Annotated in this window: 17 protein-coding genes; 7 read left to right on the top strand and 10 right to left on the bottom strand. The window is 74.2% G+C overall.

Going from position 1 to position 17,544, the window contains the following annotated elements:
• Positions 1-53: 53 nt before the first annotated feature.
• Complete coding sequence (locus ACQP2H_RS07640; protein WP_357534482.1) at positions 54-530, top strand: YbjN domain-containing protein; 477 nt, start codon at positions 54-56, stop codon at positions 528-530.
• Complete coding sequence (locus tag ACQP2H_RS07635; protein WP_433231812.1) at positions 527-2,131, top strand: YbjN domain-containing protein; 1,605 nt, start codon at positions 527-529, stop codon at positions 2,129-2,131. Before ACQP2H_RS07640 ends, ACQP2H_RS07635 begins: the two co-directional genes overlap by 4 nt.
• Before the next feature lie 177 nt (positions 2,132-2,308).
• On the opposite strand, the gene ACQP2H_RS07630 is transcribed toward ACQP2H_RS07635, so the two are convergent.
• Positions 2,309-3,544: a S1 family peptidase gene (locus ACQP2H_RS07630; protein ID WP_219468506.1), complete on the bottom strand. Its 1,236-nt coding sequence runs from the start codon at positions 3,542-3,544 to the stop codon at positions 2,309-2,311.
• A gap of 185 nt (positions 3,545-3,729) precedes the next feature.
• On the opposite strand from ACQP2H_RS07630, the gene ACQP2H_RS07625 reads away from it, so the two are divergent.
• Entirely contained in the window at positions 3,730-4,614 is an 885-nt protein-coding gene (locus ACQP2H_RS07625) for a helix-turn-helix domain-containing protein (RefSeq protein WP_219468503.1), read from the top strand.
• 179 nt (positions 4,615-4,793) lie between these two features.
• Entirely contained in the window at positions 4,794-5,774 is a 981-nt protein-coding gene (locus ACQP2H_RS07620) for a hypothetical protein (protein WP_433231808.1), read from the top strand.
• A gap of 73 nt (positions 5,775-5,847) precedes the next feature.
• Here ACQP2H_RS07620 and ACQP2H_RS07615 read toward each other — a convergent pair whose 3' ends face one another.
• The 5 genes from ACQP2H_RS07615 to ACQP2H_RS07595 all read right to left on the bottom strand — a co-directional run bounded on the left by ACQP2H_RS07615 (position 5,848) and on the right by ACQP2H_RS07595 (position 11,468).
• Entirely contained in the window at positions 5,848-7,536 is a 1,689-nt protein-coding gene (locus ACQP2H_RS07615; RefSeq protein WP_145918435.1) for a ribonuclease J, read from the bottom strand.
• Positions 7,537-7,588: 52 nt separating this feature from the next.
• Positions 7,589-8,515 (bottom strand): 4-hydroxy-tetrahydrodipicolinate synthase, encoded by a 927-nt coding sequence (dapA, locus tag ACQP2H_RS07610; protein ID WP_357534488.1) that lies wholly within the window; start codon positions 8,513-8,515, stop codon positions 7,589-7,591.
• A 46-nt stretch (positions 8,516-8,561) separates the two neighbouring features.
• Complete coding sequence (gene thyX / locus ACQP2H_RS07605) at positions 8,562-9,305, bottom strand: FAD-dependent thymidylate synthase (protein ID WP_208569371.1); 744 nt, start codon at positions 9,303-9,305, stop codon at positions 8,562-8,564.
• Between the two features lie 215 nt (positions 9,306-9,520).
• Complete coding sequence (locus ACQP2H_RS07600) at positions 9,521-10,234, bottom strand: DUF2752 domain-containing protein (RefSeq protein ID WP_219468496.1); 714 nt, start codon at positions 10,232-10,234, stop codon at positions 9,521-9,523.
• Between the two features lie 4 nt (positions 10,235-10,238).
• Positions 10,239-11,468 (bottom strand): winged helix-turn-helix domain-containing protein, encoded by a 1,230-nt coding sequence (locus ACQP2H_RS07595; RefSeq protein WP_433231804.1) that lies wholly within the window; start codon positions 11,466-11,468, stop codon positions 10,239-10,241.
• Between the two features lie 78 nt (positions 11,469-11,546).
• On the opposite strand from ACQP2H_RS07595, the gene ACQP2H_RS07590 reads away from it, so the two are divergent.
• Positions 11,547-12,098, top strand: coding sequence for a GNAT family N-acetyltransferase (locus tag ACQP2H_RS07590; RefSeq protein ID WP_219468488.1), 552 nt, complete (start codon positions 11,547-11,549; stop codon positions 12,096-12,098).
• Here the strand turns inward: ACQP2H_RS07590 and ACQP2H_RS07585 are convergent.
• Positions 11,997-13,364 (bottom strand): glycosyltransferase 87 family protein, encoded by a 1,368-nt coding sequence (locus tag ACQP2H_RS07585; RefSeq protein ID WP_357534492.1) that lies wholly within the window; start codon positions 13,362-13,364, stop codon positions 11,997-11,999. The genes ACQP2H_RS07590 and ACQP2H_RS07585 overlap by 102 nt on opposite strands.
• Positions 13,365-13,400: 36 nt before the next feature.
• Between ACQP2H_RS07585 and ACQP2H_RS07580 the strand changes: the two genes are divergently transcribed.
• Together ACQP2H_RS07580 and ACQP2H_RS07575 are read left to right on the top strand one after the other, a co-directional pair.
• A complete protein-coding gene (locus ACQP2H_RS07580) occupies positions 13,401-14,006 on the top strand; it encodes a GNAT family N-acetyltransferase (RefSeq protein WP_219468480.1) in 606 nt (201 codons plus the stop codon).
• A 101-nt stretch (positions 14,007-14,107) separates the two neighbouring features.
• A complete protein-coding gene (locus ACQP2H_RS07575) occupies positions 14,108-14,488 on the top strand; it encodes a VOC family protein (RefSeq protein ID WP_219468478.1) in 381 nt (126 codons plus the stop codon).
• A gap of 11 nt (positions 14,489-14,499) precedes the next feature.
• On the opposite strand, the gene ACQP2H_RS07570 is transcribed toward ACQP2H_RS07575, so the two are convergent.
• The 3 genes from ACQP2H_RS07570 to ACQP2H_RS07560 all read right to left on the bottom strand — a co-directional run bounded on the left by ACQP2H_RS07570 (position 14,500) and on the right by ACQP2H_RS07560 (position 17,478).
• The gene (locus tag ACQP2H_RS07570; protein WP_363820260.1) at positions 14,500-14,970 is read right to left on the bottom strand and encodes a GNAT family N-acetyltransferase; all 471 of its coding nucleotides are present in this window, start codon (positions 14,968-14,970) and stop codon (positions 14,500-14,502) included.
• 196 nt (positions 14,971-15,166) lie between these two features.
• On the bottom strand, positions 15,167-15,934 hold the full coding sequence (gene dapB / locus ACQP2H_RS07565) for a 4-hydroxy-tetrahydrodipicolinate reductase (RefSeq protein ID WP_219468473.1): 768 nt from the start codon (positions 15,932-15,934) through the stop codon (positions 15,167-15,169).
• A 173-nt stretch (positions 15,935-16,107) separates the two neighbouring features.
• Positions 16,108-17,478, bottom strand: a complete 1,371-nt coding sequence (locus tag ACQP2H_RS07560) for a M16 family metallopeptidase (RefSeq protein ID WP_433233480.1) — start codon at positions 17,476-17,478, stop codon at positions 16,108-16,110.
• Between the last annotated feature and the right edge of the window lie 66 nt (positions 17,479-17,544).

Below are 17,544 nucleotides of genomic sequence, written 5' to 3'. Positions count from 1 at the left end.
CGCAGCGCGTACCACGCCCGCAGACGTGTTATTCGCCTCAGAAGGGATGCCCGATGGCGTCGCCTGCTTTCGCGGACCGTCCGGACCCGCTGGCGGGTCACCCGCAGGCCCTGCGTCCGCTGACCGCCGACCTGGTCGCCGCCGTGCTGGCCCACCGGGGGTACGCCGTGGTCACCGACGACGACGGGGAGCTGGTGGGCCGCTGGGACGACAGCCTGATCTGGTTCCTGCGCCGGGGCACCCTCGACGAACTGCTCCAGATCCGCACCGTGACGGCACCTACCTTCGGCATCGACCACGTGCCGGCGCTCTACACGTTCTGCAACACGTGGAACCACGACCAGCTCTGGCCCAAGGCGTTCGTGCACGTCGGCGACGACGGCCGGGCCCAGGTCTGCGGTGAGGTGGTCACCGACCTGGAACGGGGGGTCACCCCGCACCAGCTCGACCAGTTGCTCGACTGCGGCATCACCGCCGGCTGCCGGCTCGCCGCCGCCGTCGGCCTGCTGCCCGGGGGGACGCCCGGATGACCGCCGGGTTCCGCCCCGGGGCGGACCGGCCACCCGCCCGCCGCGATCCCACCCTGGCGTCCGCGCTCGCCGGGGCCGCGGATCTGCCCGACGGCGAGGCCCGGTTGGCCGAACTCGACCGGATCGCCGCCCGCGCCGACGCGCTCGGCGACCCGCACTCCGCCCTGGACGCCCGGTTCGCGCTGGTGGCGGCCTACCTGCGGCACGGCGGGCGGTGGCGGATCATCGAGCCGGTACGCCGCCTGCTGGCCGCCGTCGACGGCTCCCCCGACCTGCTCGACGGCCGGCCCGGCGACGCGGAGCTGCTGCGGCGGCACCTGCGGCAGGCGGTGGAGGCGGCGATCGGCACCCCCCGGATCGGGCTGGACCAGGCGCAGTCGTTCCTCGACGCGCTGGCCCGGCGGGTCGGCGAGGACGCGGGTGTGGTCGCCCAGCTGCGCTGCCGGCTCGCCGACCACCGCGGCGACGAGCCGACCGCCCGCCAGTGGTACGAGCGGTGGACGGCCGCCGAGGCGGACCCGGAGGCCGGTTGCCCCGGCTGCCTGCTGGTACGCCGCGCCGACCTGCTCGCCGGTTGGGGCGACGACCGGGCCGCACTGGACACGCTGCGCCCCGCGCTCGACGGTGGGGTCGACTGCACCGACCAGCCGGAACGGGCCCTCGCGGTGGGGCTGCTGCCGTGGCTGCGCACCGGGGCGACCGCACGGGCCGCGACGGCGCACCTGCGGGCGTACCGGCGGCACCGGCGGGAGCGGGCGGCGTTGCCGTACCTGGCCGCGCAGTTGCGGTTCTGCGCGTTGGCCGGGCACCCGGACCGGGCCCTGGACATCCTCGCCGAGCAGCTGCCCCGGCTGGACCACCCCTACGACGACCTGTCGGCGATGGAGTTCGCCGCCGCCGGAGCGCTGGTCTGCGCGCTCGCCGTCGAGGCCGGCCGGGACGGTCGACGGGTACGCCGTCCCGGCCACGGCGACCGGCCCGCCGCCGAGCTGGACGTGGCGGCCCTCGGCACCGACCTGTCCGCCGAGGCGACCCGGTTGGCGGGCAGCTTCGACGCCCGCAACGGCACCGGCCACCACGCCGGCCGGATCGCCGCCTGGCTGGCCGGACGACCGACCGGTGACCCGGTGCCCCTGCCCGAGCCGGACGGCGTCGACGAGCCCGACGACGAACCGTTCCTGCCCTCGGCCGAGGAGCCCGCCCCGCTGAGCCTGACGCAGCTCACCGCCGTGCTGGACGTCCGGGGCGACGTGTACGCGGTGGACGCCGCAGGCGTGGTGGTGGGTCGCTGGGACGAGGCGGTGGTGCAGTTCCGCCTGTTGGGCGGGCACGGGGAGATCCTGCACGCCCGGGTGGTGGCGGCCCGGCGGCTGGCGGCGGGACGGCTCGCCGAGGCGTACGAGTTCTGCAACGCCTGGAACCACGACCGGCTGCTGCCGAAGGCGTACGTGCACGAGTTGCCCGGCGGTGAGCTGGTGCTGGCCGGCGACGTCACCACCGACCTGGCGCACGGGGTGGCCCCGACGCAGCTCGGCATCCTGGTCGACGCGGCGGTGAGCACCGGCGTCGCGTACGCCAGGGCCGTCGCCGCCCTGCCCTGACCCGCCCGGCGCCGAACAGCCCAGCCCCCGAACAGCCCAGCGCCGTGCCGCCGCCCCGGGCGGCCCGGACGCGGCGCGACCCCGACCACCGGGCGGTGGGGGTCGGGGTCGCGGTACCGGAGGCCCCGGCGCAGCCTGTCGACAGCGGCAGGGGGCGGGGCGCGGCGGGTGGTGCGGTCAGCGCGCCGACCCGGCGGTCCGCGCCCGCATCCGGGTGGTGGTCTGCGGCTGCGCGTCCTGCCGGCCGTCGGCGGTCACCAGGGTCAGGTTGTTGCGCTCCAGGATCTCGTTGACCGGCTGGAAGAAGGTGACCCCGCCGACGGTGCAGTCACCGGAACCGCCGGAGGTGACGCCCTGCGCCTGGTCGCCGGAGATCCACGAACCGCCGGAGTCACCCGGTTCGGCGCACACGTCGGTGCGGGTCAGCCCGGTGACCGTCCCCTCCGGATAGTTCACGGTGGCGTTGCGGGCCTGGACGACACCGCAGCGGGCCCCCGTGGTGGAGCCGGAACGGCAGATCGACGCGCCGGCCGGCATCTCGGTGGAACCGTTGACCGGCACCACGCCGCCGTTGAAGTCGTTCACCACCCCCTGCGGGGTCCACTGGCCGTTCGTGCGCACGACCGCCCAGTCGTCCCCGGGGAACGACGACGCCGCGAAGACGCCCTGCTGGGCCTGGTTGAAGCCGGTCGTCCGGTCGCCGACCCGCCCACAGTGCCCGGCGGTGACGAAGCCGCCCACCACCGAGAAACCGATCGAGCATCGGCCCACGTCGTTGATGAAGAACGGGTCCCCGCCGACCAGGTCGAACAGTGGACGCGGCTGCTCCCGTGAGGTGGTGATCCGGACCGCCCCGGCCGGGGCCCCGCTGCCCGCCGCCCACCGGCGGGCCCGCGACTCGGCACCCGGCTGGGCGAGCACCACCACGGAGTTGGTGGCGACGTCGACGTACCAGCCGGTGATCGCCGGGGACGCCTGCCGACCCACCGAGTCGAGCCGGCTCTTGGCCGCGTCCAGCTCGGTGACCGCGCGGTCCACCGGCTTGGGCACCGCACCGGCGGCCCGGACCCGCTGCGCCTGCGCCGGGTCGGCGACCGCCACGTTGAGGGTGGAGCCGTCGTCGCTGAGCCACGCCCCGCCGTAGTCGTTGCCGAGGGCGGCCCGCAGCCGGGCCAACCGCCCGGTGGCCTGCTGCTCGGCGGTCAACCGCCGGACCGCCTGGTCCCGGCTGATCCGCAGGTCACGGCTGAGCGCGTCCACCACCTCCGGAGCCACCCCGCCGGTGGCCTTCGGGCCGGTCCCACCGGCGTTCGGCGTGCCCTGGTCCCCGGCGAACGACGGCAGGGTGACCGCCGCCGTCAGTCCCGCTGCCGCCAGCACGACGCCGATCGCTGTCATCCGTCTGCGGTCCATCCGTCATGCTCCTCCCGGCCGACGCGGGGTACGCCCGCCGCGATGGGGTACGGAAACGGGTACCGCCCGGATGAGCCGATCCACACTTATCGACGGACCGTGTCCATCCCGTCACGCAGTCGGGCGTCCTGGCTACCCCTGACAGGGTGTGGTTGGCCGGGTGGCCGCCGCCAATACTGGGAGTCATGCAGGCATCAGGACAGCTCGGCGAGTTTCTCCGCTCGCGCCGCTCCCGGCTAAGCCCCGAGGAAGCCGGGGTGGTCACCTACGGCGGACGGCGACGGGTCCCGGGGCTGCGCCGGGAGGAGCTCGCCCTGCTGGCCGGGGTCAGCGCCTCCTACTACGCCCGGTTGGAGCAAGGCCTGGCCACCAACGCCTCCCCCGAGGTGCTGGACGCGCTCAGCCGGGCCCTGCGCCTCGACGACGCCGAACGCCGCCACCTGTCCGGGCTGGCCGCCGGTGGCCGCCGCCCGGTCACCCGCCGGCCGCCGCCGGAGCGGGTCGATCCGACCGTGCGGCAACTGGTCGCCGCACTCGGCGACGTACCCGTGCTGGTGCTCGGCCGTCGCCTCGACGTGCTGGCCTGGAACGTCGCCGGGCACGCCCTCTTCGCCGGGCACCTGGAGCCGGCGGCGGTGGACCGGCCGGACCGGCGGCCGAACATGGCGCGGCTGATCTTCCTCGACGCGCACACCCGTGACCTGTACGTCGACTGGCCGGCCAAGGCACGAGCCGTGGTGGCGACCCTGCGGGCGACCTCCGGGCAGCACCCGGCGGACCCGTTGCTCGCCGCGCTGGTCGGCGAGCTGGCGGTACGCAGCCCCGAGTTCGCCGCCGCGTGGGCCGACCACCGGGTCAAGGCCGGCGGCCACGCCGGCTACGAGATGCGACACCCGGTGGTGGGCGTGCTGGCCGTCACCCAGCAGACCCTGCGGACCGAGGACGACCAGGTGCTGGTCGTCGCCACCACCGCGCCGGGTTCCCCGTCCCAGGCGGCGATGACGCTGCTCGTGCACACGGCGGTCACCGGCCGGGCCGCCGACCGGCAGCCGTTGCCCGCGCCCGGCTGACCCCGCGCCCCACCCGGGCAGCAGAGCGGCTCTGCTGCCCCACCCGCACCGACGGGCCGGCGTGAGCCGGCCGGTCGACGCTGCGCCGACACCGCGAGACGAGGGCACCTGACCAGGTGCCGGACCGTCCGCGCCCGAAACCGGGCCCACTCCCGGGCCCCTCACCAGAAGGACGAACCATGCGCAGAAGAATCCTCACCCTCGCGGTGGCCGCCGCGGCGGCCGGCGCCCTGGCCGTACCGTCGGCGGCCCCGGCGTCGGCGGGCGTCCCGGCCTCCGCCGTCACCCCGGCCCGGTCGGCCCCGGCGGCACGGATCGCGGTCCACTTCGACCTGACGCGGGGGCAACTGCCGGAGAACATCACCCTGGGCCCCGACGGCACGGCCTACCTCACGTTCGCGGCGGCCCGGCAGGTCGCCGCCGTCGACCCGGCCGGCCGGACCCGGGTGCTGGCCACCCTGGCCGCGCCGGCCGACGGCGGCGTCGCCACCCCCGTGCTCGGTTTCGCCCTGACCAGCGGCATCGTCCGCACCGACGACGGCACGATCTATGTCCTGTACGCCAGCGGCGACGCCGCCAGCACGGGTCTGTACCGGATTCCGCCGGGTCAGACGCCCCGGCGGATCGCCGCGCTACCGGCCGACGGGCTGCCGAACGGGCTGGCGCTCGACCCGACGAGCCGGACGTTCTACGTCACCGACTCGGTGCGCGGCACCATCTCGACCGTCCCGCTGGCCGGTGGTCCCGCCCGGGTCTGGTCGTCGGCGTCCGCGCTCGCCCCGACCGGTTTCCTCGGCGTCAACGGCGTCAAGGTCCGGGGTGGCGCGGTCTGGGCGACCAACCTGGACCAGGGCACCCTGCTGCGGATTCCGCTGCGGGCGGGCCGGCCGGGTGCCGTCGAGGTCAGGGCGACCGGGCTGGTCGGCATCGACGACTTCACCTTCGCCCCCGACGGCCGGGTCGTCGCCGCCCTCAACGGGCCCAACACGGTGGTCGGCATCGACCACGACGGGCGGACCCGGACCCTGCTGACCGGTGCCGACGGGCTCCAGAACCCGACCTCGGTGGCCGTACGCGGGCACACGGTCCTGGTGGCCAGCGCCGCCTACGTCACCGCGACCGACCCCAACCTGATCGTGGCCACCCTGCGCCACCGCTGAGCCCACCGGCAAACGGGCCGGCCACCGTCGTCACGACGGTGGCCGGCCCACGGCGTCCGGGTGGGGAACCCGCTCAGACCTCGACCACGGTCGGGACGATCATCGGACGGCGGCGGTACGCGTCGTTGACCCACCGCCCCACGGTGCGTCGGACGATCTGCTGAAGCTGGTGCGGATCGGTGATGCCGTCCGCGGCGGCCCGGTTCAGCGCCTCGGTGACCAGCGGGATCACCGGGTTGAACGCGGCCGGGTCCTCGGAGAAGCCCTTCGCCGACAGGGTCGGGCCGGCGACCACCTTGCCGGTGACCGAGTCGACCACCACTGTGGTGGCGATGAAACCGCCGTCGCCGAGGATCCGCCGCTCGGTGAGCAGCGACTCGCTGACGTCGCCCACGGCCAGACCGTCGACGTAGACGTAACGGCTCTTCACGTGCCCGACCACACTGGCCCGGCCCTCGACCAGGTCGACGACGTCGCCGTCCTCGCAGATCACCACCCGGTCCGGGGCGACGCCGGACTCGATGCCGAGCCGCGCGTGCGCCCGCAGGTGCCGCCACTCGCCGTGCACCGGCATCAGGTTGCTCGGCCGCACCACGTTGAGCAGGTAGAGCAGTTCACCGGCGGGGGCGTGCCCGGAGACGTGCACCTTGGCGACGTCCTTGTGCACCACCACCGCGCCGGCCCGGGCCAGCCGGTTGATCACCCGGTAGACCGAGGTCTCGTTGCCGGGGACCAGCGACGAGGCGAGCACGACGGTGTCGCCGGGGGCGATGGTGATGTGCCGGTGGTCGCCGCTGGCCATCCGGCCCAGGGCGCTCATCGGCTCACCCTGCGAACCGGTGGACATCAGCACGATCTGGTCGGGCGGCAGCGTGGTGGCCTCCTCGATCCCGATGACCAGGCCGGCCGGGATGTTGAGCAGGCCGAGGTCGCGGGCGATGCCCATGTTGCGGACCATCGACCGGCCGATCAGCGCCACCTTGCGGCCGTGCTCCAGCGCCGAGTCGAAGACCTGCTGCACCCGGTGCACGTGCGAGGCGAACGAGGCGACGATGATCCGCCCCTTCGCCTTCGCGAAGATCGAGTCGAGCACCGGCCCGATCTCCCGTTCCGGGGTGACGAAACCGGGGATCTCGGCGTTGGTGGAGTCCGACAGGAGCAGGTCGACACCCTCCGCACCGAGCCGGGCGAAGCCGGCCAGGTCGGTGATCCGGCCGTCCAGCGGGAGCTGGTCCATCTTGAAGTCACCGGTGTGCAGCACCAGGCCCGCCGGGGTACGCACGGCCACCGCGAGCGCGTCCGGGATCGAGTGGTTGACTGCGAAGAATTCGCACTCGAACGGGCCCAGCCGCTCCCGGCCGCCCTCCCGGACGGTGAGCGTGTAGGGCTGGATCCGCCGCTCGGCCAGCTTCGCCTCGACCAGGGCGAGGGTGAACTGGGAGCCGACCAGGGGGATGTCCGGCTTGTGGGCGAGCAGGTACGGCACCGCGCCGATGTGGTCCTCGTGGCCATGGGTCAGCACGATCGCCTGCACGTCGGCCAGCCGGTCCAGGATCGGCCCGAAGTCGGGCAGGATCAGGTCCACGCCGGGCTGCTCGACGTCGGGGAAGAGCACCCCACAGTCGACGATGAGCAGCTTGCCGTCGTACTCGAAGACGGTCATGTTCCGACCGATGGCACCGAGTCCGCCGAGCGGGATGATCCGCAGCCCGCCCTCGGGCAGCGGCGGGGGCAGTTCACCCTCGAATTGCGCCTCGGTCACGCGTCCACCTCATTCTGCGACGCCGTAACCCGGCGTCCGTCGTGTCGTTCGGTCATTCGGGCAGGTCCAGGCCCGCCGCCGCGCAGTCCGCGCGCAGCAGGGCCAGTTCGTCGTCGGTGGCGTCCGCCAGCGGCGGCCGCACCGGCCCGGCGGGCAGGCCCGACACGTTCAGGCCCGCCTTCACCAGGATGGTGCCCGGGCTGCGGAAGATCCCGGTGAGCAGCGGCATCAGCCGCCGGTGCAGGGTCAGTGCCGTGCCGGAGTCGCCCGCGTCGTACGCCTCGATCATCTGCTTGACGAGCGCGCCGGTGAAGTGGGTCGAGGTGCCGACCAGGCCGACCCCGCCGATCGCCAGGGTAGGCAGGGTGAGCGAGTCCTCGCCGCTGTAGAAGGCGAGGTCGGTGCGGCTGGTCACCCAACTGGTGGCGGTCAGGTCACCCTTGGCGTCCTTGACCGCGACGATCCGTTCGTGTTCGGCCAGCCGCACCAGCGTCTCGGTCTCGACGGCCAACCCGGTGCGGTGTGGCACGTCGTAGAGCATGATCGGCAGGCTGGTGCCGTCGGCGACCGCGGTGAAGTGCCGCAGCAGGCCCCGCTGCGGCGGCTTGTTGTAGTACGGCGTCACCACCAGCAGGCCGTGCGCGCCGGCCTTCTCCGCCGCGGCGGCCAGCTCGATGGTGTGTCGGGTGTCGTTGGTGCCGACGCCGGCCACCACCTGGGCCCGGTCGCCGACCGCCTCCACCACCGCCCGGAGCAGGGCGTCCTTCTCCGCGTCCGTGGTGGTCGGTGACTCGCCGGTGGTGCCGTTGATCACCAGCGCGTCGTTGCCCTGCTCGTCGACGAGGTACGTCGCCAGCTGGACGGCGCCGTCGAGATGCAGGGAGCCATCGGCGGTGAACGGGGTCACCATCGCGGTGAGCAGTCGCCCGAACGGGCGCGACAGGCCCCGGTCGGGGGTGGCAGGGTGGTCGTGCGTCATGCTCACAACCTAGCGGACGAGCACCGGACGTCCGGTGGGGAAGGGCTCAGGACAGCTGTGCGTGCGGGCTCGTCGCCACCTCGGTGCCGTCGGGCAGGGTGGTGACGGCGAAGTCGGCGAACACGTTCGGGGCCACCCGCTGGAGCTGCCGCAGGCACTCCACGGCCAGCTCACGGATCTCCACGTCGGCGTGTTCGGTGGCCCGCATCCCGATGAAGTGCCGCCAGGCGCGGTAGTTGCCGGTGACCACGATCCGGGTCTCGGTGGCGTTGGGCAGCACCGCCCGGGCCGCCTGCCGGGCCTGCTTGCGGCGCAGCGTCGGGTTGGGTTCGTCGGCGAACCGCTGCTCCAGCCCCTCCAGCAGCTCGGTGTACGCCCGGACGCTCGCCTCGGCCGCCTCGACGAACCGCTTGTGCAGCTCCGGGTCGTCGGCGATCACCGCCGGCTCGACCATCGCCGCGTCCCGCTCCGGGACGTAGCGCTGGGAGAGCTGGGAGTAGGAGAAGTGCCGGTGCCGGATCAGCTCGTGGGTGAACGAACGGGACACCCCGGTGAAGTAGAAGGTCACGCTGCCGTGCTCCAGCACCGACAGGTGCCCGACCTCCAGGATGTGCGCCAGGTAGCCGGCGTTGGTGGCGGTCGCCGGGTTCGGCTTCTTCCAGCTCTGGTAGCAGGCCCGGCCGGCGAACTCGGCGAGCGCCTGGCCGCCCTCGGCGTCGGTCGACCACGGCACGTCGTCGGGGGCCTGGAACTGGGTCCACGCGATCAGCTGCACCTGGGGCTGCACCATCTCCGGCATTCCTGCGACTGTAGTGGCCGGGTGGGCTGCGGGGAAACCCGGGCCGCCGCCCCTGACCAGCGCGATCACCGATGGTGCGGGTTCCGGGCGGCCGGCGGGTGGCCAAGGTCTCGCACCGGGGCCACCGGGTGACGTCGTCGCAGCCGACCGCCCGCCCCGGTGTGTCACGGTCGGGCCGGCGACGGGGGCTGCCCGGCGCGGCCGGGTCAGACGTAGAGGGCGGTGAACGGGGGCCAGGGCAGGTTGCGCAGCACCGAGAAGGCCAGCCAGACGGCGAGGAACCCGCCGATCACCGGGGAGCTGAGCCGCAGCTCGGGCAGCCGCCACCCGAACGCCTGCTTACCGGCCCAGGCGACGAAGAGGTAGGCCAGGAAGGGCACCGCGAAGACGAAGACGACGTGGTGCCGGGCGGCGGCGGGCAGGTCGGCGTGCAGGAGGTACCACAGCGCGCGGGTGCCCCCGCAACCCGGACAGTCCAGCCCGGTGGTCAGCTTGAGCAGGCAGCTCGGCGGGGCGTCCGGGTCACTGGTGGTCGGGTCACTGACCAGCGCGTACGCCATCCCGGCGCCGACGCAGCCGAGGGCGGCCAGCGGGGCCGCCCAGCGCGGCGAACGGGCGTGCAGCCGGAGCACGAAGCGGGTGAGCCGGTCCGGCTCGGGCTGCTGCCACGCCACCGGCGGCCCCGCCGACCAGGAGCCGGGGGGCAGCCCCTCGACGTTTCCGCCCACCCCCGGGTGCGGGTGCCCGTGGACGGCGGCCGGGTCGGTCGGCGTGCCGACGGGGTACGGACCGGTTGGTGTGCCCACGGGGTACGGGTCGCTCAGCGTGTGGGTGGTGCCGGCCGGCGCGGAACCGGTCGACGTCGGATCGGTGCCCTGCCCCGACCGGCTCGGCCCGGTCGGCCCGTCAACGCTCGTCACGGCCTCACGGTACACCGGTGAGGCTGCGCAACGCGGCGGCCAGCGGGGCGGCCAGGTCACCCGCCGCAGGTGGGGCGACCGCGTCCAGGCCGAGCCAACCGGCGAGCCGACGCAGCTCGGCGGCGAGCGCGACGGCGGTCTCCCCCGGGTCGACGCCGGGCTCCTGCCAGGCCGCCGGCACCAGCAGCACCCCGGCCTTGCGGTCGGCCTTGAGGTCGACCCGGGCGGTGAACCGCTCCCCCTGCAGGAACGGCAGCACGTAGTAGCCGTGCACCCGCTGCGCGGCCGGCACGTAGATCTCGATCCGGTAGGCGAAGCCGAACAGCCGTTCGGTGCGGGCCCGCTCCCAGACCAGCGGGTCGAACGGGCTGACCAGGGTGTTGCCCCGGACCCAGCGGGGCAGCCGGGCGTCGACGTGCCGCCAGGCCGGCTGCCGCCACCCCTGCACCGTCACCGGCACCAGCTCACCGGCCTCGACCAGCTCGGCGACGGCCTGCCGGGCACCGGCCAGCGGGAGCCGGAAGTAGTCCCGCAGCTCCGGCTCGGCGGCCACCCCCAGCGACCCGGCGGCCACCGCGACCAGGGTCCGGTACGCCTCGGCGTCGGTCGGCGTGGGCGCGTCGAGCACGGCCGCCGGCAGCACCCGTTCGGGCAGGTCGTAGCGGCGGGCGAAGGAGGGCGTCCGGTCGGCGGCGGTGACCTCGCCGGCCCAGAAGAGGAACTCCAGGGCCCGCTTCACCGCCGACCAGTTCCAGCCCCAGTGGCCGGTCTCCCGGGGCGCGTCGTGCTCGATCTCGGCGGCGGTCAGCGGCCCCCGCGCGGCGACCTCGTCACGGACCCAGGCGACCAGGTCGGGCTGCTCCTCGGCGATCCGCCGCATCCCGCCCCAGGCGTCGTCGCGGGCCTTGGCCATCCGCCAGCGCAGCGCGGGGTGCAGCCCCACCGGCACCAGGGACGCCTCGTGCCCCCAGTATTCGAACAGCTCCCGGGGGCGGCGGTAGGCGGCGGTGTCGAGCAGGGCGGTCGGATAGGGCCCGAGCCGGCTGTAGAGCGGCAGGTAGTGCGCGCGTTGCAGCACGTTGACCGAATCCATCTGGATCAACCCGACCCGGTCGAGCACCCGGCGCAGGTGCCGGCGGGTGGGTGCCCCGGTGGGCGTCGGGTCGGCGAACCCCTGGGCGGCGAGCGTCAGCCGCCGGGCCTGGGCGAGCGAGAGCGATTCCGGTGCGACCATCGCCGACGACCCTAGACCAACGGTACGACACCGGAGCGGACGCTGGACCGACCGCCCGTCGAGGCATAGAACGGACACATGCTCACCATCCGTCGCGAGGAGCCGGACGACGCCGAGGCGATCGCCCGGGTGCACATCCACGGCTGGCAGGCCGGTTACGCCGGCATCATGCCGGCCGAGGTGCTGGTCCGGCTCAACCCGGTGGCCTGGGCGCAGCGCCGACGGGACGTGGGCACCGCCGACCCGGAGCACCCGTTCACCACCCTGCTCGCCGAGGTCGACGGGGTGCCGTCCGGGTTCACCACCTTCGGCCCGTACCGCAACAACCAGGACCGGGGCGACCTGGACCCGACGTACGGCGAGGTGCTGGCGATCTACGTGGAGCCGGCGCGCTGGGGTGACGGCACCGCGCAGGCGCTGTTCGCCGCCGCCCGGGACGGGCTGGCGGCCAACGGCTGGCGGGAGTACCGGGTGTGGGTGCTGGCCGACAACGTCCGGGCCCGCCGGTTCTACGAGCGGGCCGGCCTGTCAGCCGACGGTGAGCGGTCCCGCTACCGGGTGCCGCTGGCCGGCGGCGGACCCCCGGTCCACCTCGACGAACTGCGTTACACCGGCCGGCTCCCCGGCTGACCCGGCCGGCCGGGCCACCGCACCGGGCGGGCCGGCGGGCCGGGTCGTCCCATCCCGGCCGGTGGGCCCCGACGGGCCGCCCGGCCGGCCGCCGACCGGGGCGGCCCAGGTGCGGATCGGCAGCAGCGCCAGCAGCGCGAGGCTGATCCAGACGTAGGTGTTGCTGCCCAGGAAGCCGGTGACCCCGGTGAAGTCCTTCTCCCAGGCCCAGACGATCCGGCTGCACAGCAGCAGGTAGCAGACCACCGCGAGGGCCAGCAGCGCCCGCCGTCGCAGGCTGCCGGCAGGCGCGGCGACGGCGTTGTCGACCAGCAGGATCAGCGCCGGGATCAACCAGACCAGGTGGTGCACCCAGGTGACCGGGCTGACCAGGCACATCAGCGCGCCGGTCAACGCCAGCCCGGTGGCCTCGTCGCCGAGCGCCACGGCGGCCCGGCAGCGCCAGGCCCAGACGGCCAGGGTGACCAGCACCAGCGCCAGCCAGGCCAGGGTGCTCGGATGCTCCGGGTTCAGCCGGGCCACCACCCCGCGCAGCGACTGGTTGGACACGAACGCCAGCTCGCCCACCCGGTCGGTGTTCCACAGCGCCGACGTCCAGAACTCCCGGGTGGCGTCGGGGAAGAGGGCGGCGGCGAGCAGCGTGGCGGCGGCCGAGGCGGCGACGGCGGTGGCGGCGGCCCGGAAGCGCCTGGTGATCAGCAGGTAGACGATGAAGACGCCCGGGGTCAGCTTGATCGCGGTGGCCAGCCCGATGCCCACCCCGGCCCACCGGTTGCCGGCCGGCAGCAGCCGCAGCAGGTCCACCGCCACCAGGAAGAGCAGCAGCATGTTGACCTGGCCGAAGTTGACCGTCTCGCGCATCGGCTCGAACGCGGCGGCCAGACAGAGCGCCACCGCCAGGACGAACCAGCGGGTCCAGCCGGCCCGCCTGGCGACCGGGTCGAGCAGCCACCAGACCAGCACCGCGCTGACCACCACCGTGGCGGCCACGCTGACGGTGATCGCCACCGGCCACGGCAGGTACGCCATCGGCAGCATCACCAGCGCGGCGAACGGCGGGTAGGTGAAGCCGTACTGGGTGCCGGGCTTGAGGTAGTCGTAGATCTCGCCGTGGTCGTGCACCCAGAAGGTCAGCGCGCCGTAGTAGACCTTCAGGTCGAAGAAGCCGTGCCGGACGGCCGCCACGGAGAGGAAGGCGGCCACCGCGACGGCGAGCACCACCACCGCGACGACCTGCCCGGTCGTCCGCCTGGCCCCCTGCGCCACCGTCGTCTCCCTCGCTGTGGCCTAGGCTTTCGTGCCATGGCTCTGGGGTTCGTCCGCCCGGCGCGTCCGGAGGACGCCGCCGAGATCGCCCGTGTGCAGCTCGCGACCTGGCGGGTCGCGTACCGTCGGCTGCTGCCCCGGCACGTGCTCGACAACCTGGACGAGGCGTGGCTCGCCCGGCGGTGGAGCGCGGCGGTGCAGGAGCCGCCCTCGGCCGCGCACCGGGTGCTCGTCGCCGTGGAACAGGCCGAGCAATCCTATCTGGTGGGGTTCGCGGCTTCCGGGCCGGCGGACGCCGAGGCGCTCGCCCCGGGCGAGCCGGCCACGGCGCTGGGCGCCGGGGTGGTCGCGGTGACCGACCTGCTGGTGGAGCCGCGCTGGGGGCGGCGTGGGCACGGCAGCCGGCTGCTCTCCGCCGCCGTGGACGGCTGGCGGGCCGACGGGTTCACCCACGCGGTGGCCTGGGCGTTCGACGGCGACGAGGCGACCCGTAAGTTCCTCACCAGCACCGGGTGGGAGCCGGACGGCGCGGCCCGTGCGCTGGACGTCGACGACATGCTCGTCCCCCAGGTACGGCTGCACGTCGCGGTCCCCACCGAACCGGACGACACACCCGCGCCGGAGTCGACCGACACGCCCTGAACCGGCCGAAACTGTCGGCCCGCCCTAAACCGGCCGAAACTGTCGGTCCACCCTGGTAGACCGGAGGCGGCGGGGTGCCACCGACGGTGAGGGAGACGGGCATGTTCCGGGACACAAAGGCGTTCAGCGGGTTCTCGGCCGACGACACCGACCGGGCCCGGGAGTTCTACGCCGGCACCCTCGACCTGCGGGTGTCGCAGCTCGGCGGCCCCGGTGGGCTGCTGATGCTGCACCTGGCCGGCGACCGGGACGTGGTGGTCTATCCCAAGGCCGACCACGTGCCGGCGACGTTCACGGTGCTCAACTTCCCGGTGGCCGACGTCGACCGGGCGGTCGACGAGCTGACCGCCCGGGGGGTGCGGTTCGCGCGCTACCCGGGGTTGCCGCAGGACGACCGGGGGATCATGCGTGACAACGGGCCGACGATCGCCTGGTTCACCGACCCGGCCGGCAACATCCTGTCGGTGATCGAGCAGGAGTGACGCCGCCGGGGTCAGCGGCGCAGCTCGGCGACCAGTTCGTCGTCCTCCAGCACGCCGGTGGGGGCGAAACCCAGCGAGGTGTAGAGCCCGGCGGCAGCCGTGTTGCCGGGGTGGTACGACAACCGGACGGGGTGGGTGGCGTCCGGCCCGGCCAGCCAGTCGGCGAGGGTGCGCACGGCGGCCCGGCCCACCCCCCGGCCCTGCTCGGCGGCGTCGACCACCATCCCACCGATCCACCGCGACCCGTCGTCGTCCACGCCCCACATGACGTGACCGGCCACGGCGTCGTCGGCGTACACGGCCAACGACGTCCAGACGTCGGAACGCATGGTCAGCAGCAGGTAGCGGGCCGCCAGTGCCGGCACCCAGTCGCGTTGGTCGTCACGGGGGGCCAGGTCGGCCACCGCCCGCCAGTTGTCGTCGTCCACGGGACGCAGGGTGACCCGCCGCCCGGTCCGATCGGTGAATCCGGAATCCAGCACCGGGGCAGCCTAGGGCCGGCCCGGCGCACCGCCAAACGAATTGGCCGACACCACCCACGGCACCCGGCTCCGCCCGCGGTCCGTGCCCCCCACCCGGCGTGCCCCGCCGCTCCACATCAGGCCCGGACACGCCGGCCGAGACGCGGGCTGCGCGGCTGAGCTACGCGGGCTGGGCTGGGCAGTGAGTGACGTGAGGCTAGTCGAGCAGGGCGTCCAGGCCGACGGTCAGCCCGGGCCGCTGCCGGACCGCCCGCACTGCCAGCAGCACCCCGGGCATGAACGACACCCGGTCGTACGAGTCGTGCCGGATGGTCAGCGTCTCGCCGAGAGTGCCGAACAGCACCTCCTGGTGGGCGAGCAGGCCGGTGGCGCGGACCGCGTGCACGCGTACCCCGTCGATGTCGGCGCCCCGCGCCCCCGGCACCTCGTCCTTGGTGGCGTCCGGCATCGGGCCGAGACCGGCCTCGGCGCGGGCCTGCGCGACCAGCCGGGCGGTGTGGGTGGCGGTGCCGCTCGGCGCGTCGAGCTTGCGTGGGTGGTGCTGCTCGATGATCTCCACGGACTCGAAGTGCCGGGCCGCGCGGGCGGCGAACTGCATCATCAGGACCGCGCCGATGCCGAAGTTGGGGGCGATCACCACCCCGACGTCGGGCCGGTCGGCCAGCCAGCCGCGCACCTGCTCCAGCCGCGCCCGGGTGAAGCCGGTCGTGCCGACCACCGCGTGCACACCCCGGTCGACGCACCAGCGCAGGTTGTCCATGACCACGTCCGGGGTGGTGAAGTCGACGACCACCTCGGCGGCCTCGGCCCCGGCCAACTCGTCGCCCTGGTCGACCGCCGCCACCAGCGCCAGGTCGTCGGCCCCGTCGACCGCCCGGCACACCTCGGCGCCCATCCGGCCCCGGGCACCCAGCACACCGACCCGGATCGACCCGTCGCGGCCCTGCTCCTGCTCGTCAGTCACGCGGCACAACCTATCCCAATCGGGACGCGGGCCACCGTCGGACCACCACCGTCCCACCGGCCGGTCCCGGCCGGGACCCGACCGCGAGCCGGTGCCCATCCGGACGCCCGGCCGGTCGGGCCGACGTCGCCCACGGCACCGCGCGGCCGGGAACGGGTCGGCCGGCGGCGGGCTCAGCCGGCGAAGTCGTGCTCCCCGAACGGGCCGACCACCGCCAGCGACATCGGCCGGCTCAGCAGCTCGGCGGCCAGGGTGTTCACGTCGGCCACGGTCACCGCGTCGACCCGGGCCAGCAGCTCGTCCACCGGCATCAGATCGCCGTAGAGCAGCTCGCCCTTGGCCAGCCGGCTCATCCGGGAACCGGTGTCCTCCAGACCCAGCACGAACGAACCCTTGCTCATCCCCTTGCCCCGGGCCACCTCCGCCTCGGTGAGCCCGTCGGCGGCCACCCGGGCCAGCTCGGCGCGGGTCAGCTGGAGCACCTCGTCGACCTTGCCCGGCGCGCAGCCGGCGTAGACGGCGAACAGGCCGCTGTCGGCGTACTGGCTGGCGTAGGAGTAGACCGAGTAGGCCAGGCCACGGCGTTCCCGGATCTCCTGGAACAGCCGGCTGGACATCCCGCCGCCGAGGACGTTGTTGAGCACCCCGAGGGCGAACCGCCGCTCGTCGACCCGGTCGATGCCGGGGCAGCCGAGGATGACGTGCGCCTGCTCGGTCTCCTTCGGCTCGACCAGGACGGTGGCCGGCTTCGTGCGTACCGTCGGGGTGGTCGGCCGGGGGGTGCCCGGCTCGGCCGGGTCGGTGTCCAGCGGGGTGCCGTGCAGCGCCTGGCGGACCAGCCGGACCACGGCGGCGTGGTCGAGGTTGCCGGCGGCGGCGATCACGATCTGCGGCGCGGTGTAGCGGCGGCGGTAGAAGCTCTGGATCTGCCTACGGGTCATCGGGGTGACCGTCTCCTCGGTGCCGGAGATCAACCGGCCGAGGGGGTGGTCGCCGTAGACGGCGCGGGCGAACAGGTCGTGCACCTCGTCGCCGGGCTCGTCGTCGTGCATGGCGATCTCTTCGAGGATGACCCCGCGTTCGGTCTCCACGTCGGCCGGCTCCAGCAGCGAGTCGGCGACCGCGTCGCACATCACGTCGATGGCCAACGGCAGGTCCTCGTCGAGGACCCGCGCGTAGTAGCAGGTGTATTCCTTGGTGGTGAAGGCGTTGGTCTCGCCACCCACCGCCTCGATCTCGGAGGAGATCTCCAGGGCGGTGCGCTTGTGGGTGCCCTTGAACAGCAGGTGCTCCAGGAAGTGCGCCGCACCGGCCTGCGGACCGGTCTCGTCCCGCGAACCGACGGTGACCCAGATGCCGAACGAGACGCTGCGCATCGTCGGGATCGCCTCGGTGAGCACCCGCAGCCCGCTCGGCATGACGGTCCGCCGCACCGTGCCACCCAACGGGTCGTCACTGATCGTGCGGGTGACCGCCCGGGACGCCGTACCGGCGCGGCCGGGCTGGCCGGTGGTGGCGTGCCGGCGGACGTCAGGCGGGGCCACCGGCCGTCGAGCCGGGGGGAACGGCGAACGGCTCACGCAAACCTGCTCTCCGTGCGATGAGGGGTG

This window comes from Micromonospora sp. CA-248260, assembly GCF_050942205.1.
Classification (GTDB): domain Bacteria; phylum Actinomycetota; class Actinomycetes; order Mycobacteriales; family Micromonosporaceae; genus Micromonospora; species Micromonospora antibiotica.
Note: the sequence above shows the minus strand (reverse complement) of the source record. Positions and strands in the feature narration are given on the sequence as shown.

Coding starts and splice junctions, on each gene's coding strand:
- ACQP2H_RS07640 (WP_357534482.1), top strand. CDS start 54: ATGGCGTCGCCTGCTTTCGCGGACCGTCCGGACCCGCTGGCGGGTCAC.
- ACQP2H_RS07635 (WP_433231812.1), top strand. CDS start 527: ATGACCGCCGGGTTCCGCCCCGGGGCGGACCGGCCACCCGCCCGCCGC.
- ACQP2H_RS07630 (WP_219468506.1), bottom strand. CDS start 3,544: ATGGACCGCAGACGGATGACAGCGATCGGCGTCGTGCTGGCGGCAGCG.
- ACQP2H_RS07625 (WP_219468503.1), top strand. CDS start 3,730: ATGCAGGCATCAGGACAGCTCGGCGAGTTTCTCCGCTCGCGCCGCTCC.
- ACQP2H_RS07620 (WP_433231808.1), top strand. CDS start 4,794: ATGCGCAGAAGAATCCTCACCCTCGCGGTGGCCGCCGCGGCGGCCGGC.
- dapA (WP_357534488.1), bottom strand. CDS start 8,515: ATGACGCACGACCACCCTGCCACCCCCGACCGGGGCCTGTCGCGCCCG.
- thyX (WP_208569371.1), bottom strand. CDS start 9,305: ATGGTGCAGCCCCAGGTGCAGCTGATCGCGTGGACCCAGTTCCAGGCC.
- ACQP2H_RS07595 (WP_433231804.1), bottom strand. CDS start 11,468: ATGGTCGCACCGGAATCGCTCTCGCTCGCCCAGGCCCGGCGGCTGACG.
- ACQP2H_RS07590 (WP_219468488.1), top strand. CDS start 11,547: ATGCTCACCATCCGTCGCGAGGAGCCGGACGACGCCGAGGCGATCGCC.
- ACQP2H_RS07580 (WP_219468480.1), top strand. CDS start 13,401: ATGGCTCTGGGGTTCGTCCGCCCGGCGCGTCCGGAGGACGCCGCCGAG.
- ACQP2H_RS07575 (WP_219468478.1), top strand. CDS start 14,108: ATGTTCCGGGACACAAAGGCGTTCAGCGGGTTCTCGGCCGACGACACC.